General features: G+C 36.0%; 15 protein-coding genes and 1 pseudogene. 1 reads left to right on the top strand and 15 read right to left on the bottom strand.

What is annotated here, in order from left to right; all coding sequences use genetic code 11:
- Nucleotides 1-117: 117 nt before the first annotated feature.
- The 15 genes and pseudogenes from DMC01_RS04100 to yajC form a co-directional block, all read right to left on the bottom strand.
- Complete coding sequence (locus DMC01_RS04100) at nucleotides 118-669, bottom strand: hypothetical protein (RefSeq protein ID WP_142693005.1); 552 nt, start codon at nucleotides 667-669, stop codon at nucleotides 118-120.
- 2 nt (nucleotides 670-671) lie between these two features.
- Nucleotides 672-1,181 carry a type VI secretion system amidase effector protein Tae4 gene (locus tag DMC01_RS04095; RefSeq protein ID WP_246058999.1) on the bottom strand — a complete coding sequence of 170 codons (510 nt, stop codon included), beginning with the start codon at nucleotides 1,179-1,181 and terminating at the stop codon, nucleotides 672-674.
- Nucleotides 1,182-1,306: 125 nt separating this feature from the next.
- On the bottom strand, nucleotides 1,307-1,741 hold the full coding sequence (locus DMC01_RS14855) for a hypothetical protein (RefSeq protein ID WP_246058997.1): 435 nt from the start codon (nucleotides 1,739-1,741) through the stop codon (nucleotides 1,307-1,309).
- A gap of 286 nt (nucleotides 1,742-2,027) precedes the next feature.
- Entirely contained in the window at nucleotides 2,028-2,237 is a 210-nt protein-coding gene (locus tag DMC01_RS04085) for a hypothetical protein (protein ID WP_142693002.1), read from the bottom strand.
- 336 nt (nucleotides 2,238-2,573) lie between these two features.
- The gene (locus tag DMC01_RS04080) at nucleotides 2,574-3,410 is read right to left on the bottom strand and encodes a biotin synthase (RefSeq protein WP_142693000.1); all 837 of its coding nucleotides are present in this window, start codon (nucleotides 3,408-3,410) and stop codon (nucleotides 2,574-2,576) included.
- A 358-nt stretch (nucleotides 3,411-3,768) separates the two neighbouring features.
- Nucleotides 3,769-6,699 (bottom strand): transcription-repair coupling factor, encoded by a 2,931-nt coding sequence (gene mfd / locus DMC01_RS04075; RefSeq protein WP_142692999.1) that lies wholly within the window; start codon nucleotides 6,697-6,699, stop codon nucleotides 3,769-3,771.
- 7 nt (nucleotides 6,700-6,706) lie between these two features.
- Nucleotides 6,707-7,096 (bottom strand): bactofilin family protein, encoded by a 390-nt coding sequence (locus DMC01_RS04070; RefSeq protein WP_142692998.1) that lies wholly within the window; start codon nucleotides 7,094-7,096, stop codon nucleotides 6,707-6,709.
- Nucleotides 7,036-7,911, bottom strand: coding sequence for a M23 family metallopeptidase (locus DMC01_RS04065; protein ID WP_142693010.1), 876 nt, complete (start codon nucleotides 7,909-7,911; stop codon nucleotides 7,036-7,038). The genes DMC01_RS04070 and DMC01_RS04065 overlap by 61 nt, the downstream gene beginning before the upstream one ends.
- The gene (locus DMC01_RS04060; RefSeq protein WP_142692997.1) at nucleotides 7,904-9,103 is read right to left on the bottom strand and encodes a Mur ligase family protein; all 1,200 of its coding nucleotides are present in this window, start codon (nucleotides 9,101-9,103) and stop codon (nucleotides 7,904-7,906) included. Before DMC01_RS04060 ends, DMC01_RS04065 begins: the two co-directional genes overlap by 8 nt.
- Nucleotides 9,100-10,485: a hypothetical protein gene (locus DMC01_RS04055; protein ID WP_142692996.1), complete on the bottom strand. Its 1,386-nt coding sequence runs from the start codon at nucleotides 10,483-10,485 to the stop codon at nucleotides 9,100-9,102. Before DMC01_RS04055 ends, DMC01_RS04060 begins: the two co-directional genes overlap by 4 nt.
- A complete protein-coding gene (gene lptE, locus DMC01_RS04050; RefSeq protein ID WP_142692995.1) occupies nucleotides 10,464-11,102 on the bottom strand; it encodes an LPS assembly lipoprotein LptE in 639 nt (212 codons plus the stop codon). Before lptE ends, DMC01_RS04055 begins: the two co-directional genes overlap by 22 nt.
- Complete coding sequence (gene leuS / locus DMC01_RS04045; RefSeq protein WP_142692994.1) at nucleotides 11,099-13,540, bottom strand: leucine--tRNA ligase; 2,442 nt, start codon at nucleotides 13,538-13,540, stop codon at nucleotides 11,099-11,101. Before leuS ends, lptE begins: the two co-directional genes overlap by 4 nt.
- On the bottom strand, nucleotides 13,540-14,511 hold the full coding sequence (gene secF, locus DMC01_RS04040) for a protein translocase subunit SecF (RefSeq protein ID WP_142692993.1): 972 nt from the start codon (nucleotides 14,509-14,511) through the stop codon (nucleotides 13,540-13,542). The genes leuS and secF overlap by 1 nt, the downstream gene beginning before the upstream one ends.
- 154 nt (nucleotides 14,512-14,665) lie before the next feature.
- A pseudogene (secD, locus tag DMC01_RS04035) lies at nucleotides 14,666-16,237 on the bottom strand (protein translocase subunit SecD); the annotation flags it as partial.
- Nucleotides 16,230-16,502: a preprotein translocase subunit YajC gene (gene yajC / locus DMC01_RS04030; protein ID WP_142692991.1), complete on the bottom strand. Its 273-nt coding sequence runs from the start codon at nucleotides 16,500-16,502 to the stop codon at nucleotides 16,230-16,232. The pseudogene secD and the gene yajC, both read right to left, overlap by 8 nt.
- Between yajC and DMC01_RS04025 the strand changes: the two genes are divergently transcribed.
- A complete protein-coding gene (locus DMC01_RS04025; protein WP_142692990.1) occupies nucleotides 16,475-17,860 on the top strand; it encodes an apolipoprotein N-acyltransferase in 1,386 nt (461 codons plus the stop codon). The genes yajC and DMC01_RS04025 overlap by 28 nt on opposite strands.
- Nucleotides 17,861-17,940 lie beyond the last annotated feature (80 nt).

Here is a 17,940-nt window from a genome sequence, read left to right as displayed (position 1 = left end):
AATGTCTTGCATATTTTTGAAGCATTCTGCTTCGTCAAATCTTATAACCGTGCAACCATATACGTTTAGCATGCTACACGGTAAAATAAGAGCAATAAGATATTTTTGCATTTGTATTTATCTTAATATTTTAGAATCTAAAAAACTAGAATTTTGTAAAAACAGCTTCATTGTTTTTTTGTATAGTTTTTGATATTGTTTAGGGAATATATCCTGCAAATAATATAAGCGCAATATTTTATCAATTTTTTGCATATACGCATTACTTTCATAGAGATTCATACACGAAATAGTATAAAATTTATCATTATTGTGTTTTTCTGTGTATGGCATAAATCTTATATCCTTTGTATTAGACATTGTATCTTGGATATATTTTTCTAGCTTTTGTAGTTTTTGATTGTCTCCATCTTGATGCGCAATTTTAATGCTATAAAATTTCATAGCTTTTTCAATCTCCTTAGTTTCTTTTTCCTTGCTATCAAAGTTTTTTATACAATAAAATAGTCCATATCGCTTAAACCACATTATCACTTCATCTATGCTCTCCCAGCTTTCAAGTAATTCCATTGGAATGGGATTTGAGTTATTGTAATATGATTTACTATCTTTTGCAATAGCACTTACACACAACAACAACGCAACAGCTATCACATATATTTTAGCCATATTTATTTCAACTCCCAAAAATAGAATTGTGTTACTATGACAGTATCTCTAATATCAAGCAAAAAATTAGAATTATCTACAAATTTGCCTTCCTTTCCATTCCATAAAGTAGTATGTCCGTAAGCATTTGCTCCCCAACCCATTATTCTCATCACTACGATACCATTTTTATCAAATTGCATAAGTTCATCATAAAAAGCAATATTTTCCGCTTTTAAACTCATAGATTTTGGATTATACGGCTTTTCATATTTCCATTTTACATATAGAAAATCTCTAATATCTTGAGAGCCTAAAACATATATTTTGTTGTCTTTGACAATATAAGTTTTTGTGTTTGGCGTTGGCTTTATTAAGGGCATTCCACCATAATTTAGTGCATAACTCATTCTTAAAGCACAAGTATCCTCATATATCGTAGGGAACTTATCGAATTTATCATAAGGCTCACCACCAACTAATTCATATTTTAATCTTGCTTTTTTGGTGGGTTCTGCCTCACTAGTTCCCAATTTATCTATCGTTTCATACGCCCTTTTAACCTTATCCCAATTAGGTCTATTGCATTTTATACTTGCATTTTTTGTGCCACAAGTTGCCCTCCACTGCCATCATATATCCTTAACTACATTTTTAATTATTGCTTCATTGTTTTGTATTTTAGCATAAAGGGCAAATTTTGATTATCGCTAGATTCTAGCACAATTTCCACTTCTTCACCATCCTCATATCCACTCGTTTTTATATGTAAATTTAAATCAGAGCTATGTCTTGAATCATCGCCCTCTAATTTTATCATTTCTTTTCCATAGCTAAAATACAGTTCTAAAATCTCTTTAAATTTGTTGGATCCTACTCGCGATTTTGTCCTTTCTATCCCCTCCCATTCCCCTAAAAACCTCAAAGGTAGCTTAAATTCAACATTTACATAGCCTCTATTTATATCATCATTTGTGAGTTGAATTTTTTGTGAGGCTTTGTTGTTTGCTTCGTTCTTATTTGTCAAGGGAATAAAGGATAAATTCAAAAAGCAAGGTTTAATTAAGCCTTCTTTTGCTTGATTTATAAACACTTTCTTTTGTCTGATTTATGAGATCTTCACTTAAATTTGTCCTTATGGTTATAGTGTTCCGTCTAATTTTGATCTGCTTGTTTAAAGTTGATTGTAACAAAATATGCTTAGTTCTTGTGAGTGTTGATTATAGCAAAGGCGTGTCTTTTGTTGTTTTTCCCTTGCTCTTTTTTCTAAATCTTTTAAATTTACACCATTGCTTTGAGCTTCTAATTCCTTGTTATTTTTAAACAAACTTCAAAACTATAATGAGCTAAGCGATAAATTTATACCCCTTATGTGAATTTCAAACTTGAATTTTAAACTTGCTCGCTAAATTTATACTATTTATGCGAATTTCAAAGTTTCCTTCATTACTGAAAGTATCTACTTCTTCTTTAACCCTTATTTTTATGCCAAAGCAACTGTAAATTCTATTTGGCTTTAAACTTGTTTGTAGGGTGTAGAGCTTGTTACTTGGCATTATGGTGTAGGCTGTGTTTGGCTTAGTTGACATCTTGGCTCCTCACACCTTCAAATTTTATAAACAAAATTTTAGCAAAAATTCATTTATTTGATGTGCTTGGTTGGCACTTAAAATTCTTGATTATTCTTTCTTCTTTTCTAAAAAAGTATTGATTTTAGACAAAAGATCTTGTAATTTTATAAGAATTTAGACATTTTCGTAAATTAAAAGCAAATTATAAATCACTTCCTTGCATGAATTTTTTAAGTTTATTCACTACAAAGGGCTACAAAGCAATATTTTTTGAATAAGCCTTAAAAGATCAAGTTTTTAGCGTATAAAGAAGTTTTTAAGAGTAACTGTTTCAAAAACAGTTACAAATAAAACTCAATGACACTCAGTAGCAAAGGAAAAGCCTCGCTTTTTTAAATTCTCTATGTCAGTACTTGGTTCTTCACCCTTTGTGGTAAGATAATCCCCTATCACAACAGCACTTGCTCCTCTTTCAAAGACCTCATACTGCCTTTCTTTTAGCACCCTTTCCCTGCCTCCTGCTATCATTATATGTGTATCTCCTAACTCTTTTTTGCTATCGCTGATGATATTTAGGGCTTCATCCGCACTTAAAGGAGGGGGATTTAAGGGCAAATGCTCATTTGCTATGAAAAAATTGATAGGACTTGTAAAGGGCTTTAACTCCTTCAAACTAGCCCTAAAGCTCTTTCTATCAGCTTCGCTCTCACCAAGCCCATAAATTCCTCCACAGCAAAGCATAAGCTCTGCTCTTTTGGCATTTAAATTCGTCTCAAAGCGACTGTCCCAGCTGTGAGTGCTACAAATTTGAGGGTAAAACTCACGAGAGCTTTCAAGGTTATGATTATATGAAAAGCAGCCAGCCTTTTTAAGCTCACAAAGTTGCTCATAGCTAGCCAAACCGTTACAAGCAATTATCATTAAATTTGGCTCAGCCTTCTTAACAGCCCTTGTAGCCTCGCACACATACTCTAACTTATCATCATCAAGCCCAAGTCCGGCTGTAACCAAACAAAAGCCAAGTGCGTGATTTTTTTTAGCCACCCTTGCCTCAAGGACAATTTCTTCTATGTCCTTTCTAGGATATTTTTGTATCTTTGTATTCACAAAGCCACTTTGGTTACAGAATTTACAGTCCTCAGAACAGTTTCCACTTTGGATATTGCTTATAGCACAAAGCATTATTTGCATACTAGCTCCTTTTAAAAATTTGGCTTATATTTTACAAGATTTTTTCTTATTCTTATTCTAAAAGAGCTTAAAAAAATAACATTTATTTAAAGTTTAAATTAGGAGTAATTTATATCTTGCTTTAAAAATTATTGTGTCATTAACAAAAGCAAATAATGGCTATGAATTCACAAGATCAAGCACATTATAAAACAACTCTTGCCCTAAAAGAGCTTGAAAAAAATTGCAAATTTTAAAATTAATTTAAAAGAATTTTTTATATCATATTGCCAAATTTTAACTTTCTTACAAAAAATAGCTTCTTTGCCATTTTCACAAAAAATTCACAAATGTGAGCTTAAATTTTAAGCTTAAAAATTCAAGCCCTAGCTTGTTTTCTTCTTAAAAAAATCAAAACAGTTTCTAAAATATCATCATCGTCTTTGCTTGGAGCTTTTAAAAGGATTTTTTCGCCCTCTTTTGGCGTAAGTGAGATATTTGCCTCGTAATTGCTAATTGCCTTGTAATCTTTGTTAGCAAGGATTTTGATGATGATTAAATCCAAAAACTGCTTGGTGTAGCTATCAAGTGCGCCAAATCTATCCTCAATCTCGCCCCCAATTTCATAGACCTCATTTACGCTCTCACATTTGCTTAAACGCCTGTAAAGTTCAAGGCGAAGCCTATCCTCTGAGATTAAATCGCTATTTAAAAAGGCATTTATGTTTAGTTTTAAATCAATTTTTTCAGTGCTTTTTAGCTCTTTTTTGCTTAAAATCGCAATTTGCTCTTCAAGCATTTTCAAATAAAGATTATAGCCAATTTGCTCTATATGTCCGCTTTGCTCGCTTCCCAATAAATTGCCCCCGCCACGAATTTCAAGATCGTGATAGGCTAAAATACTGCCAGCTCCTAAAAATGAATTACTTTCAAGCGAGACAAGCCGTTTTTTCGCTTCAACGCTTAAATTTTCAGCTACAAAAAAATAGCAGAAACCTTGCCTGTCGCTTCTGCCAACTCGTCCTCTTAATTGATGTAAATCTGCCATTCCAAAACGCTCGGCATTTTCAACGATGATGGTATTTACATTTGGCAAATCTATCCCACTTTCTACTATGCTCGTGCAAAGCAAAATATCATAGCCCTTTTCCTCAAATTTAAGCATTTGCTCTTCTGTGCTTTTTGCGTCAATTTTAGAGTGTAAAACAAGCACTCGCAAATGTGGCAAAAGCCCTTGTAGATGAGCCTTTGCCTCTTCGATGCTAGCTATGTGATTGTGTATGTAAAAAATTTGTCCGCCCCTGCGAAGCTCCCTTAAAATCACCTCTTTAATGAGCTTATCATCGCTGTGTTTGACAAAGGTTCTAACACTAAGCCTATTTTGCGGGGGAGTTTGTATGCTGCTGTAGCTTTTTATGCTGCTTAAAGCCTGATTTAAACTTCTTGGAATGGGCGTTGCGCTCATTGAGAGTATGTGCGAGTTTTGACTAAACTCTTTTAATTTTTCCTTTTGTTTGACGCCAAATTTATGCTCCTCATCGATGATTATAAGCCCTAAATTCTCACATTTTACGCCCAAAAGTGCGTGAGTTCCTATTAAAACAAAGGGCTGTTTGTCGCTTAAAAGGGCTTGAATTTCACTTTTTTCCTTGCTACTTGTGAAACGGTCTAGCTTTTTTACCCTTATATCAAAGGGGGCAAAGCGTTTGGAGAGGGTTTTGTAATGCTGATGCGATAAAAGCGTGGTTGGCACAAAGAAAAAGGCACAAAAGCCGCTTCGCAAAACTGCTAAAATCCCATTCATTGCCACTTCTGTCTTGCCAAAGCCAACATCAGCACTTAAAAGCCTATCCATAGGCACACCGCTCTCTAAGTCCTTAAAAATATCCTCACAGGCTTTTTCTTGATCCTGTGTGTAATCAAAATCCGCACTTGTTCTAAATTCAAGCTGATTTTCAAGCCTGAATTTGGGAGCCTTGATTAAGGCTCTTTTTGCGGCAAGCTCCACTATGCCCTGTGCTATGACAAAGAGCCTTTCTTTTAATCTTTCTTTTAGTTTTAAAAAACTTCCCTTGCCAAGCCTATCAAGCTGAGGAATAGCATTTGTGCTGCCTAAATACTTATCTATCATATAAAGATTTTCCACAGGCAAAAGCAGTTTATCCTCGTTTTGATAAAGCAAAGCTACAAATTCACGCATAGCCCCGCTAATTTTTATCCTTTCAAGCCCGCTAAATTTCCCTACCCCATAATCTTGATGTGTGATGAAATCGCCTATTTTTAGCTCATCTATGATTAGGCTTGGCTTTTTAATGCGTTTTATTTTGCTTTTTTTATTTAAAGAGATGATTAGCTCATTTTGTGAGCTTAAATTCACACGAAGTGGGCTTTTAATGAAGTTTATGTTTGGCGTGAGCTTAATTTCTTGCATTTTAAGCAAGGCTTCATTTGCTGCTAAAAGGGTGATTTTTTTGTCTTTGTGAAAGGTGAAAAAGTCCTTGTTATAAACACTTTGCAAGTTTTTATAAATTTTAGGCTCAGGGATAATTTTTGCGTTTATAAAACTTATATCTTGCTCAAATTCATTCTCGTCAAATTTCTTAATCGCCACAAAATCAAGGCTTAGATAATCAAAAAAGCCCTCCACAAACCAAAATCCTAGCGAATTTATGTCCTTGATGAGTAAATTTTCCTTAAATTCAGCGATTTTTTCATTTAAACGAGTGAATTCATTTTGAGTGAAGCTAGATAAAAAGGGGCAAAGTTCGCTAAATTCAAGTTCTTGTGGAATTGATTTTTGACTTTGTAGATTAAAATGCCTTATGCTTTCTATCTCATCATCAAAGAGCAAAAGCCGCACAGGAAGCTCATCCGCAATGCTAAAAATGTCTATTATCTCCCCACGAAAGCTAGCCTCGCCCTTATCTTGCACCATATCTACAAGATTATAGCCAAGACGCAAAAGCTCGTCTTTAAAGGCATTTAAATTCAGCCTTTGTCCCTTTTTAAGCACTAGGGGGCTTAAATTCTTAGCACTTGGTAGCTTGTGTAAAAGCGTTCTAACAGGCGAGATGAGAATTTTAGCCTCGTTTTCCTTGTGATACTCGCTTAAAACCTTGCAAATATCAAAAAGCTCCTTGCTAAAAGCCCTTAAATCATCGCCCTTACTAGCCCTAAAATCAGGCAAAACAAAGGTTTTTAACCCCTTGTAAAGCGTGATTTGTGCTAGCTCCTCTGCCTCATTATCATTTTCGCAAAGCACGATTTGAGGGGCTTTGTGAAGTAAAAATTCAAACAAAGCAGCTTGCATAAAGCTTTTAAACGTTACTTTCTATTAAGGTAATATGTGCTTCGTCTTTAATCTTGCTGTTTCCGCTAAACCGTCCGCCATTTTCAATGGCTATTTGTCTAGTGATGATATTTCCAGTTACTAGCCCACCTGCTAGAATTTCAAGGCTTTCAGCCTCCAACTCACCTTCAAAGATCCCATTTACAACGACCTTGTCAGCATTTAAATTTCCCTTTAAAACTCCAGATTTTCCTATGACAACTACGCTATTTGATCTAACCTCACCTGAGATCTCTCCGTCTAAATGTAGCATAGAATTAAAGTCAAACTGTCCTTCTATCCTTGCACCTGATGAAATTACTGTGGTTTCTTGGGTGCTTGAGCTGATACTGTCAGTGTTTTTACTAAAGATTGCCATGGCACTCTCCTTTCTTGTGTGAATAATTTGTCCATATTTGCCTTGTTTAGTTTCAAAAAAAATGAGGGATCTAGGGTCTTATTTACAAAACGAACCTCATAATGAAGATGAGGTCCTGTGGATGCTCCTGTGTTACCTGTGTAGCCTATTATATCGCCTTTTTTTACAAAATTTCCAGGTGCTACCACATCCTTTCTCATCATATGCGCATACACGGTTTTAAAGCCAAAATTATGAATTAAAATGACCATATATCCATAGCCATTTGAGTTGTATCCTGAAAATTCAACTATGGCATTTGCAGGAGCATAAATGGGAGTTCCCTCCTTTGATGCTAGATCTATACCTGTGTGAAATTCTTGCCTTTTTAAGATAGGATGGGTTCTCCAGCCGTAATTGCTTCCTATGCCTTGATTAGAAATAGGCCAGCCATTTGGGATTTGAGTTAGCATAATTGTTTGCTGATCATTTGTCAAAACTAGCTTTTCCATCCTCTCAACAGGGCTTAGGTTATTATCTACATTTAGCCCCAATTGCTCCTCAAAAAGTGCTATTTTATCCTCAATGCCCTCGTATCTTTCTTCTTGTTTTTCTATGCTTTTTTGTAATTCCTCATTTGTTTGAGTGAGGGTTTTTCTTGTTTGATTAAGCTCGCTTACCTTGTAATTTAGATAATATATAAAAGATGAGCTTGCGATTAAAAAAAACAGTATAAAAGCCACACAGTAAAGGGCTATCTTTCTCATAATCTGAGATAAATGAAAATGGCGAGAGCCATTAATGTCTGTAATGGTGATAGAAAATCTATCAATCATCCTTTTGTATTTCTTCAAAATACTCCCTTAAAAAACTTTCCACCAAAACAAAGGAACCAAAGACTAAATAATTTTTATCTTTTCTTAGATCTTTGAATTTTTTACAAGCTATGCCAAGGTCCTTGGCTATAAGTTTTATCTTCTTTGTGGCTAGCTGCCTTTGGCTAAAATAATCATAAATTAAGATTTTATCAATTAAAGGTTTCAAAATGCTTAAAATGGCAAAAATATTTTTATCTAAAAATGAGTTGTAAATGAGAGTGAATTTTTGTCCCTCAAAATGCCTTGCAAGTGCTCTTGCTGCTTCTTCATTGTGTCCTACATCGATGATTATGTTTTCGTTGATTTTCTCGCAACGTCCCCTTAAATCAAGGGCTTGAAGCGAATTCAAGGCAGAGGCTAAATTTGTTTGAATTTTTGCTGAATTTATTAAAAAATTCAAGGCACAAAGTGCGGTTTTTAGATTTTCTTGTAAAAACTCAGGCAAATTATATTTTCTAATATAGCTTTCAAGGGCATTTTTGAATTCTTTGCCTTGTGAAATTATAAATTCATCTGCTTTATAAAGATTTGAATTCTTTAAAAGGGCTATTTTCTCAGCTAATTTTAAAACGCTTTTTTCTTGCACACTTGAAATGACGGCGTTTTTACTCATCACTTTTAGCTTTGTCCTTGCAATGTCAAGTAAATTCTCGCCTAAAATTTGAGTGTGGTCTTTTGAAATTGGAGTAAAAATGCTTAAAGCCTTTTCAAATACCGAAGTAGCGTCATATTCACCACCAAGCCCTGCCTCAAAGATGATAAAATCACAGTCCTTAAAAATAAAAGCAGCCAAAAAGGTAGCATACTCAAAATATGAAAGCGAGTTTAAATCAGCCTCGCTCATCAAACTAGCTAAATTCTCGTGAGCCTTTTCAAGTTCATTATCGCTTAAAATAGCCCCATTTAGCCAAAATCTTTCATTAAATTCAAAGATATGTGGGCTTGTGTAATGCCCCACGCTAAATTCAAGCCCCTTTAAAAGCTGAGCCAAAAACCGTCCTGTGCTACCCTTGCCATTTGTGCCTATGATGTGAATGATTTTAATCTTGCCAAAAAGCTCTTTGTAAGCCTCATAAATTCTCCACGACCTGAATTTATCGATTTGTGCGTAATGTTCGTTCTTTTTTGCTAAGAATTCTTTAAAATTCATTGTTCTATTTTTTCTATTAATGCATCAAGCAAATTTAAGTGCGGATAGCTTTGCTTGTCCATAAAAAAGCTTACTATCCTAGGAAGCACGGTTTCTTGCTTGTATATAAACTTAAAACCCTCTATCTCTGTGATGTTTTTGCTAACAAATTCTACAACCTCGTTATAATCCTTCTCATAAAGAACCAAAAGATAAGATTTTTCATCAAGTAGCCAAAGCTCATCTTCATTAACACAGTTATCATTAAGCACCTTTTCAAAATGAGACATAATCTCTTTAAAGTTATCAAGTCCGTATTTTTCAATGATAAAGCTGTAATTACTTATGCTAAAAGCACAAAGTGTGTAATTTGTCCTATCTTGTAAAAAGCACTCATCAAGCCTAGCTACTCGGGTTTTCAGGCTATATGCCTCTCTTTCTTTGTCATCATTTAGCACCTCAACTTGCTTATCCATCTTTGCAAGCTTATCAAGTAGCTTATTAAACTTAGAATTTAAGGTTTCAAGGCTTAAACTTACACTGCCATCTTCATTTTTTTCTAGCTTGTTTATGAGGCTTTTTGAGCTTTTATTTTCGCTATTTATGGCATCAAGTAAGGTGCTTAATCTTTGCAAGTTTTGATTATAAAAGCTAAGATTTTTTTGATGAAATCTTAAATCAGCATTTATGCGTTTATTTACCATCTTTGCAAGTTCGTTGGCAAAATCATCACTTGTGCCTTCATTTGGCAAGACAGTATAAGGCTTGTTTTTTAATCTTAGCTCAAAGTCTTTTAAGGCTTCATTTTCTGTGAGTGAGGGCTGCAAACAAAGGCAAATTAGAGAGGCAAATCTTTTGTAAGATCTAGCATTTAGCTGGTCTAATAATTTATTTATACTAAGAGCAAAGTCCTCGTTTTTGATTCCATACTCAGCAAGTTTATTGTCAAGTTCCTTGTCTTCTTTGTAGGCTTTTTCCCATTCTTGCCATTTTTTTTCCAAAAAATAAATTTGCTCGCTTTGCATATTTTTAAAAGGCTTATCAAGGCTTAAAAAAGCCATATCCTTAACCCTCTTATCGTGGCTTACAAGTAGGCTTTTTATAACTGTGTTTAAAAGTCTTAAAAATTCAGCCGCCTTGTCATTGCTTTGTCTATTAAGTCTTGAAATGAGATAGCTTAAAAGCTCGTCTATGTTTTTGGCATTTTGTAGCTGCTTGTCATCTTGATAGCTTGGCACAAGCAAGGATTTAAATTTGGCGATTTTTTCCTTTGTACCACCGCTCATACCCCTTTTAAAGCTTAGCTCCTCAAAGATCTCAGTGTAATTTTCAGGAGTTGCCTTTAAGCCTCTTTCTTTAAGCTTTAAAAGGGTTTCTTTGGCTAATTCGTTGATGTTTGCCATTTTAGCCCCCTCATAGAAATGATAGAAACAAACTCATCAAAGGCTTCACTACTAGCATTTCTAATGGCATCAAATCTTGCTGAGTCGCTAATAACACTATTTGGCGAGATAGCAAAGTCATAATCCCCGCTTGTTGTGATTTTTTCCTTGTGTCCGTCTTTAAAATGTGCCTCAAAGCCCAGTGTGATTCTTGTTTTATAGGCTATGACATAGCCGTTTTCATCGTAGATTATGGGGATAAAGCTCAAATTTTGCATATTTACATAAAGACTTTCATCTGCCTCGTCTTTGTTTGCTGGGCTTTTGTCAAGCTTGTTTATGATTAACTCACGCACGGTATCGACTATATAAATGCTATTTCTTGCATCTTGTTGAGAAATGCTAACATAGACATAAATTTTATCGCTAAAAACATTACTTGCTACCTTGCTTGTAGGCAAATAGCCACAGGCTACAAAAAAAAAGGCTAGTGAAAGGGGAGAGAGAATTTGAGTGAGTGTTTTGGCAAATTTGGCTAAATTTCTTTGAATTTTGGTAAAAAATTCAAAAAAACTCACGCAATTTTTAAAATTTTTAGCAACAAATTCAAGCCTTAAATTCACGCCACAAATTCTCATTTCACCACCAAATTCACAAGCTTTTTTTCAACATAAATTTCTTTTAAAATTTCCTTGTTTTCAAGCCATTTTTGAGTGGCTTTTTTTGCACTTTGTAAAATTTCGTTTTTAGTGGCAGTGTTTGAAACCTCGATTTCTGCACGGTTCTTGCCATTTATGCTAACCCCAAGTTTTAAGCTATCTTTTACAAAGGCTTCGCTGGCAAGGGCGATTTTGCCTAAATTTGCCCGCTTAAAAAGCCTTTCGCTTAACTCAGAGCAAATATGCGGCACAATGGGTTCAAGCACATTTAAGATGATAAAAAAGCCCTCTTTTAAAAGTGCTTTATTTTGGACTGAATTTAAGGCATTTAAAGCCTCCATACAAGCAGCGATTAAAGTGTTAAAAGCAAAATTACCCTTATACACCTCGTCTGCTTTCTTCAAGGCTTCATACACCTTTAATCTTGCGTATTTTTCCTCTTTATTTAGCTCGTTTTGTGAAATGATGGGCATTTGCGAAGAAGGACGCAGCTGCAAAGCCCTATCCCAAAGCCTACACAAAAAGCGGTAAGCTCCCTCAACGGCATTATCGTTCCATTCAAGCTCTTTTGCTGGAGGGGCAGCAAAGAGTATGAAAAGCCTTGCTGTGTCAGCTCCGTATTTATTGATAAGCTCATCAGGATCAACCACATTTCCCTTGCTTTTACTCATTTTTGCTCCGTCTTTTAAAACCATTCCTTGCGTTAAAAGTCTCTCAAAAGGCTCATCTACATTTAAGTAGCCCAAATCCCTCAAAGCCTTTTGAAAAAAGCGCGCATATAAAAGGTGCAAGATGGCGTGTTCTATGCCGCCTATGTATTGATCGACATTGAGCCAATACTCCATACTTTTTTTATCAAGTGCGGTTTCTTGCCAAGTGCACTCATCGCTAGCAAAGCGCGCAAAATACCAAGAGCTTTCAAAGAAGGTATCAAGGGTGTCGCATTCTTTTTTAGCCTTATTTTTACATTTAGGACACACACAGTCTTTCCACGAAGGGTGCTTTTCAAGTGGATTTCCCTCTCCCGTAAGCTCAATATCATCTGGCAAGGTAATGGGCAAGGCGTTTAAATTTTGCGGAACTATGCCGCATTTCGCACAACGCACCATAGGAATGGGCGCACCCCAATACCTTTGCCTTGAAACCCCCCAATCCCTTATTTTATAATTTGTAATCCTTTTGCCAAGCCCCTGTTTCTCAAAAAATTCAGTGATTTTCTCCCTTGCTTCGTTACATTCTAAACCGCTAAATTCATCGCTATTTATTAAGACACCTGCTTTTTGAGTCCAAGCCTCATTTGGCGTGAATTCCTTGTGTGAAATCACTTGCACTATAGGCAAATTATAAAATTTAGCAAACTCGAAATCTCTTTCATCGTGTGCAGGCACAGCCATAACCGCACCGCTTCCATAATCGCTTAAAACAAAATTTGCAACCCACACGGGAATTTTTGCCTTTGTTAGCGGATGAAGTGCATAAATGCCTAAGAAATAGCCCTCTTTTTCAGCCATTTGCCTTTGCCTTTGGCTTTGATTTTGCATAGCGTGAATTTTTTTAGCCTTTTCTTTGTCAAGCAAGTTTTTTTCTAAAAGGGTGCAAACTATGCTGTGTTCGGGTGCTAGGGCTATATAACTTACTCCATAAATGGTATCTGCACGAGTTGTAAAAACCTCAAAGCTTTTTTCATTCGATTTTATCACACTTTCATCATCAAGTTCAAAGGAAAATTCAAGCCCATAGCTCTTTCCTATCCAATTTTCTTGCATAGTAAGCACTTGTGGAGACCACTTGCCTTGCAGTTTTTCTAAATCCTTTAAAAGCTCGTTTGCATAGTCCGTAATCTTTACATAATACCCACTCATCTTTTTTTGAGACACTTCACCCCCACAACGCCAGCATTTACCCTCAATCACTTGCTCGTTTGCAAGGACGGTTTTGTCATTTTCACACCAATTCACACTTGCTTCTTTTGTGTAAATTAGCCCTTTTTCAAACATCTTGATGAAAAATTCTTGCTCAAATTTCGTGTAAATGGGATCAGAAGTTGCTAGGATTCTCTTTCTTGAAAAAGAAAGTCCGAGGGCAAAAAGCTCTTTTTTCATATAGTCTATATTTTCATAGGTCCAGGTTTTGGGGTGAATTTTATGTTTTATCGCGGCGTTTTCAGCTGGCATTCCAAAGCTATCAAAGCCTATGGGGTGCAAAACATTAAAGCCCATCTTGCGAAAATGCCTTGCAAGTGCGTCTCCAATGGTGTAATTTCGCACGTGTCCCATATGTATGCGTCCGCTTGGGTAGGGAAACATTGAAAGAATGTATTTTTTAGGCAAAGAAAAATCATCCTTTGGCTCAAAGCTTTGTTCTTTCTCCCAAATTTCTTGCCATTTTTTTTCTATATCTTTTGCATTATAGGGCATTAGATACTTCCTTTTTCATAAAGGCTTCGTAATTTTGCCTTTTCTTGCTGCTTTTTGATCTTATCTAGCTCTTTTTTGCGGTAGTCTAAAACGCTGAATTTAAACCAAAGCAAGATAGGACTTGCCACGAAAATAGAGCTTAAAGTGCCAATTATTATGCCAACGAGCAAGGTAAGCGAAAAGCCCTCTATCATCGAGCCTCCAAAGAGATAAAGTATAATCACAGTTGCCCCGCTTGTGCCAGAAGTGATAATGGTGCGTGAGAGCGTTGCCGAGACGCTTTCGTTGATGATTAAAGCTAAATTTGTTTGTTTGCTTGTTTTGATGCCATCTCTAATCCTATCAAAGATGATGATTTTATCGTTTAGAGAATATCCTAGCACGGTTAAAACTGCGGCTAAAATCTCCAAATTCACATCTATGCCAAAAAGCATTATCGCCCCGAGCGTAATGAAAACATCGTGAATCTCTGTGATGATGGCTGCTAGGGCAAAACGCCACTCAAAACGCACCGCAATGTAAATTAAAATGGCAATTAGGCTCACAACTATCGCCATAAGCCCCTTTTCACGAAGCTCATCGCCTACCTTTGGTCCTACTACATCAACGCGGCGAAGCTCAAACTCACCTGTATCCTTTAAAAGCTTGCTTATATAAGCACCTATGTCGTTTGAAAGATTGGCTTGGCTTTCTAGGAAACGAATGGTTATTTCGCTGTCTGAGCCAAATTCAGTAACTGAGAGGTTTTGAAATTCGCCAGTAATACTTAAAAGCTCTCTAATTTGAGCTATGGGAGCTTTTTCCTTATACTGCACCTGAACGAGCGTTCCTCCGCTAAAATCAATGCCATATTGAAGTCCCTTGCTTACAAAAAGATAAATAGTGCCAAGCAGTAAAATCGCACACAAAGCAAGAGCGCTGTAGCGCATCTTCATAAAATCATAAACTTTTTTCTCGCTAAAAAATTGCATTTTAAAGCCTTTTTACTGAATTTAAATTTGCTTGAGAGTTTTTTGGTGAGCTTAAATTCACAGAATTTGTTGAATTTCTTGTTTGATTTAAGCTTGCTGCATTTCTTTTGGCAGCAGTTCTTGCTAAATTTAAAGAATATTCTATTAACTCAGGTCTTTTATAACCAAACCAAAGCCTTGTGTTGCCACTTTTTTCAATGCGTGTCATAAAAAACTCAAACATTCCGTGTGTTCCTAAAATCGCTGTAATCATAGACACCACTATGCCTATGCCAAGGGTTACAGCAAAGCCTTTTACAGCTCCTGTGCCGTAAGCATAAAGGGCGATTGAGGTAACTAAACTTGTTAAATTTGAGTCAATAATAGCACTCATAGCATTTTTATAGCCATTTTCCACGCTTTTACTTATGCTTAGCCCCTCTCTTAAAAGCTCTCTTATGCGTTCGTTTATGATGACATTTGCATCCACAGCCATACCTACTGTTAAAACAAGTCCAGCCATACCGGGCAAGGTTAGGGTCGCTCCAAACATAGACATAATCGAAATGATGCCTAGTATATTAACAGCCAAGGCAAGATTTGCAAAGATACCAGCTATGCCGTAATACAAAAACATAAAAGAAACAATGGCAATGCTAGCTCCAATTAAAGCAATCATCGACATTTTAATGCTCTCAGCTCCTAAGGACGGTCCTATGCTTCTTTGTTCTAGCAACTTAACAGGGGCTAGCAAGGCTCCACTTCGCAAAGCAACAGCCACATCGCGCGCTTCTTCTGTGGTGAAATTTCCGCTGATTTGTCCGCTACCTCCGCCGATTCTTTCATTTATATTTGGAGCTGAATAGACCTTGTTATCAAGGACTATGGCAAGGCGCTTACCAACGCTTTTTTCTGTGTAATCAGCAAAAATCGCAGCCCCTTGTGAATTTAAGGTGAAATTGATAACAGGGGAATTTGAGGTTTGCCCAAAGCCCACTCGCGCGTCTGTAAGCATAGACCCATCAAGCACGGGTATGCTTTTTAGGGCGTATTTTATGTTTTCATCTTTTGCATCGGGCAAAATAATATCCCCATAAGCAGCAGCCTCGCTTTGGCTGAGTAAATGAGCCATTGGCATTCTTTGTGCATCAACTTCCATAAGCTGCAAATGCGCGGCTTTCATAATGCGTTCCTTTGCACGAAGCTCATCCTCACGGGTTTTAATGCCAGCAAGTTCTACTAGAATTTTGTCTTTTCCTTGTTTTGCCACGGTTGGCTCGGCTAAGCCAAACTCATCAAGACGGTTTCTTATGGTTTCAACTGCTTGAAGCAGTGCATAATCCATAGTAGCTTCAAGCTCCACAGCACTTAAACTAAGGCTATAATGTGAGTTTATAAGCTCAATTTCTAAGCCCTCAATTTGCTTTAAAACAGCATCTATTTTGGCTAGATCAGCCTCATCTAAGACTGTGAATTCTATGAATTCATCGCTTATTCTTAGCTCGTCAATGATGATATTTTGCTTGTTGATTTCGTAGTTTAGGGTTGAGGCTATGGTTTTGATCTTTGAATTTATAGCCTCTTGTGCGTCTATGCCAAGTAGCATATAAAGCCCACCTTGCAAATCAAGCCCTAAATTTATCTTTTTGCCAACCTCACTTTGCAAAAAAGAGGGCAAGGAAAAAAGGAGAGAAAAGATTAAAACTATAATGAATATAATAAGTCTATAACTAAGCCTACTAGCCATCTAGCTTCTCTGCGATAAATTTTTTTGAAATTTTTACAAAAACACCCTCTTCATTAATCTTAACTTTGATATGATCTTGTTCTGGTTTTATAACCTCACAGATCAAACCGCCCGTTGTGATAATCTTATCGCCCTTTTGTAACTCATCTATCATTTTCTGATGGGCTTTTGCTTGCTTTTGTTGGGGTCTTATAACCAAAAAATAAAAAATGGCGATCAAAACGATCAAGGGCAACAATGAAGTTAAAAGCGAACTCTCTTGCATCCAAAACTCCTTCTTTGAAAAACTTAAACTCAAATTCTAGCATTTTAAAAATAATAAAAGCCTTTTTTTCAGCTTTTTTTATTTCAAATTCAATCTACCTTGCCCTCTTAGAAGATGAGGGTTTAGTTGATATAGCACTCTTGCAGCTTTTTTCTCCATTTTTGGCAATCTATGGCTTTGTCCTGCTTTTGCGAAGTGATGGGGCTGGATGGTTTTTAACAGGCTTTTTTCTCTCATTAATGTGGTTTTATTGGATAGCCCTATCTTCGATCTATTATAATCTTCATTACATAATCCCCCTTGAACTACTTGGCATTGGGCTTTTTTATGCTATTTTGTTTAGGCTTTGTCATTTGCTTGGCTTTGATTTTTTAAGGCTTGCTGGCATATTTGCTTTATCTTTCATTCATTTTTTGGGCTTTGATTGGCTAAATTGGGGGGTTTTAACTGTTTATGGCTTTTTTGATGCTAGTTTTAGGGGGATAATTTGTATATTTTTAATAGCCTATTTTTGGTATGAAAAATACATTTCAAGGTATTATAAGCTCTTTATTATATTTGTTTTAGTGCTTACAGGAATTCAGTATCAAAACAAGGATTTTCAAGTCTTAGCTAGTGATTTTAAATTAATAAACACAAATATAGCAGAGGATGAGAAGTTTTTGCCAGATCTTGCTTCTAAGAATGCAGATGAGGTTATGAATGAGATTATTAGGGCGATTGAGGAGAAAAAAGAGCTGATCATCTTTCCTGAAAGCTCCTTTGCCTTTGATTTAAAGCAGGGCTTTGGGGGGATTTATTATGAGTTTTTGAAAGAATTTTCAACTCAAATTGACATTGTGGTTGGTGCTCCTTATGAGGAGGAGGGGAGATTTTATAATTCCACTTATATCTTTAAAAAAGGAGAGGTGCAAATCCTGCATAAGCACTATCTTGTAGCCTTTGGTGAGTATATGCCTAAGATTCCTTATATTAGCGATCTTGTGAGGGAGTATTTTTTGCCTGGTATGGGTGAGTTTTCAAGAGGAGAAAAGCTAAATCAATACCTTGTAGGCTCTCAGCTTGTTACAAATGCCATTTGCTTTGAGGCTACAAAGGAGGAGCTTTACAAACACAGCGACATCATCATAGCCATCTCAAATAATGCTTGGTTTGATAATCTCGTTGAACCTGCTTTGCAAAGACTGTTAATTAGCTTTTATGCTAGTAAATACGGAGTTTCGATCTATCACGCTACAAATGCCAAGCAAACAGGGATCATAGAGCCTAAGAGCGCACTTTTTGTAAAGCTTGTTGATTTTTTAAATGATAAAAAGCAGTGGTTCATAGATGAGTATCACAAAAATAAAAGAAGCTAAAAGCCCTTAAGTTTTTAGCTAGCTTGAATTTAGTTTTTTTGTAAGCAAGGCTTGAATTTAAGCTTGAATTTAAATAAGCT

The sequence above is a fragment of the Campylobacter troglodytis genome (genome assembly GCF_006864425.1).
GTDB lineage: Bacteria > Campylobacterota > Campylobacteria > Campylobacterales > Campylobacteraceae > Campylobacter_D > Campylobacter_D troglodytis.
This window is presented reverse-complemented; position numbering and strand designations above follow the sequence as displayed.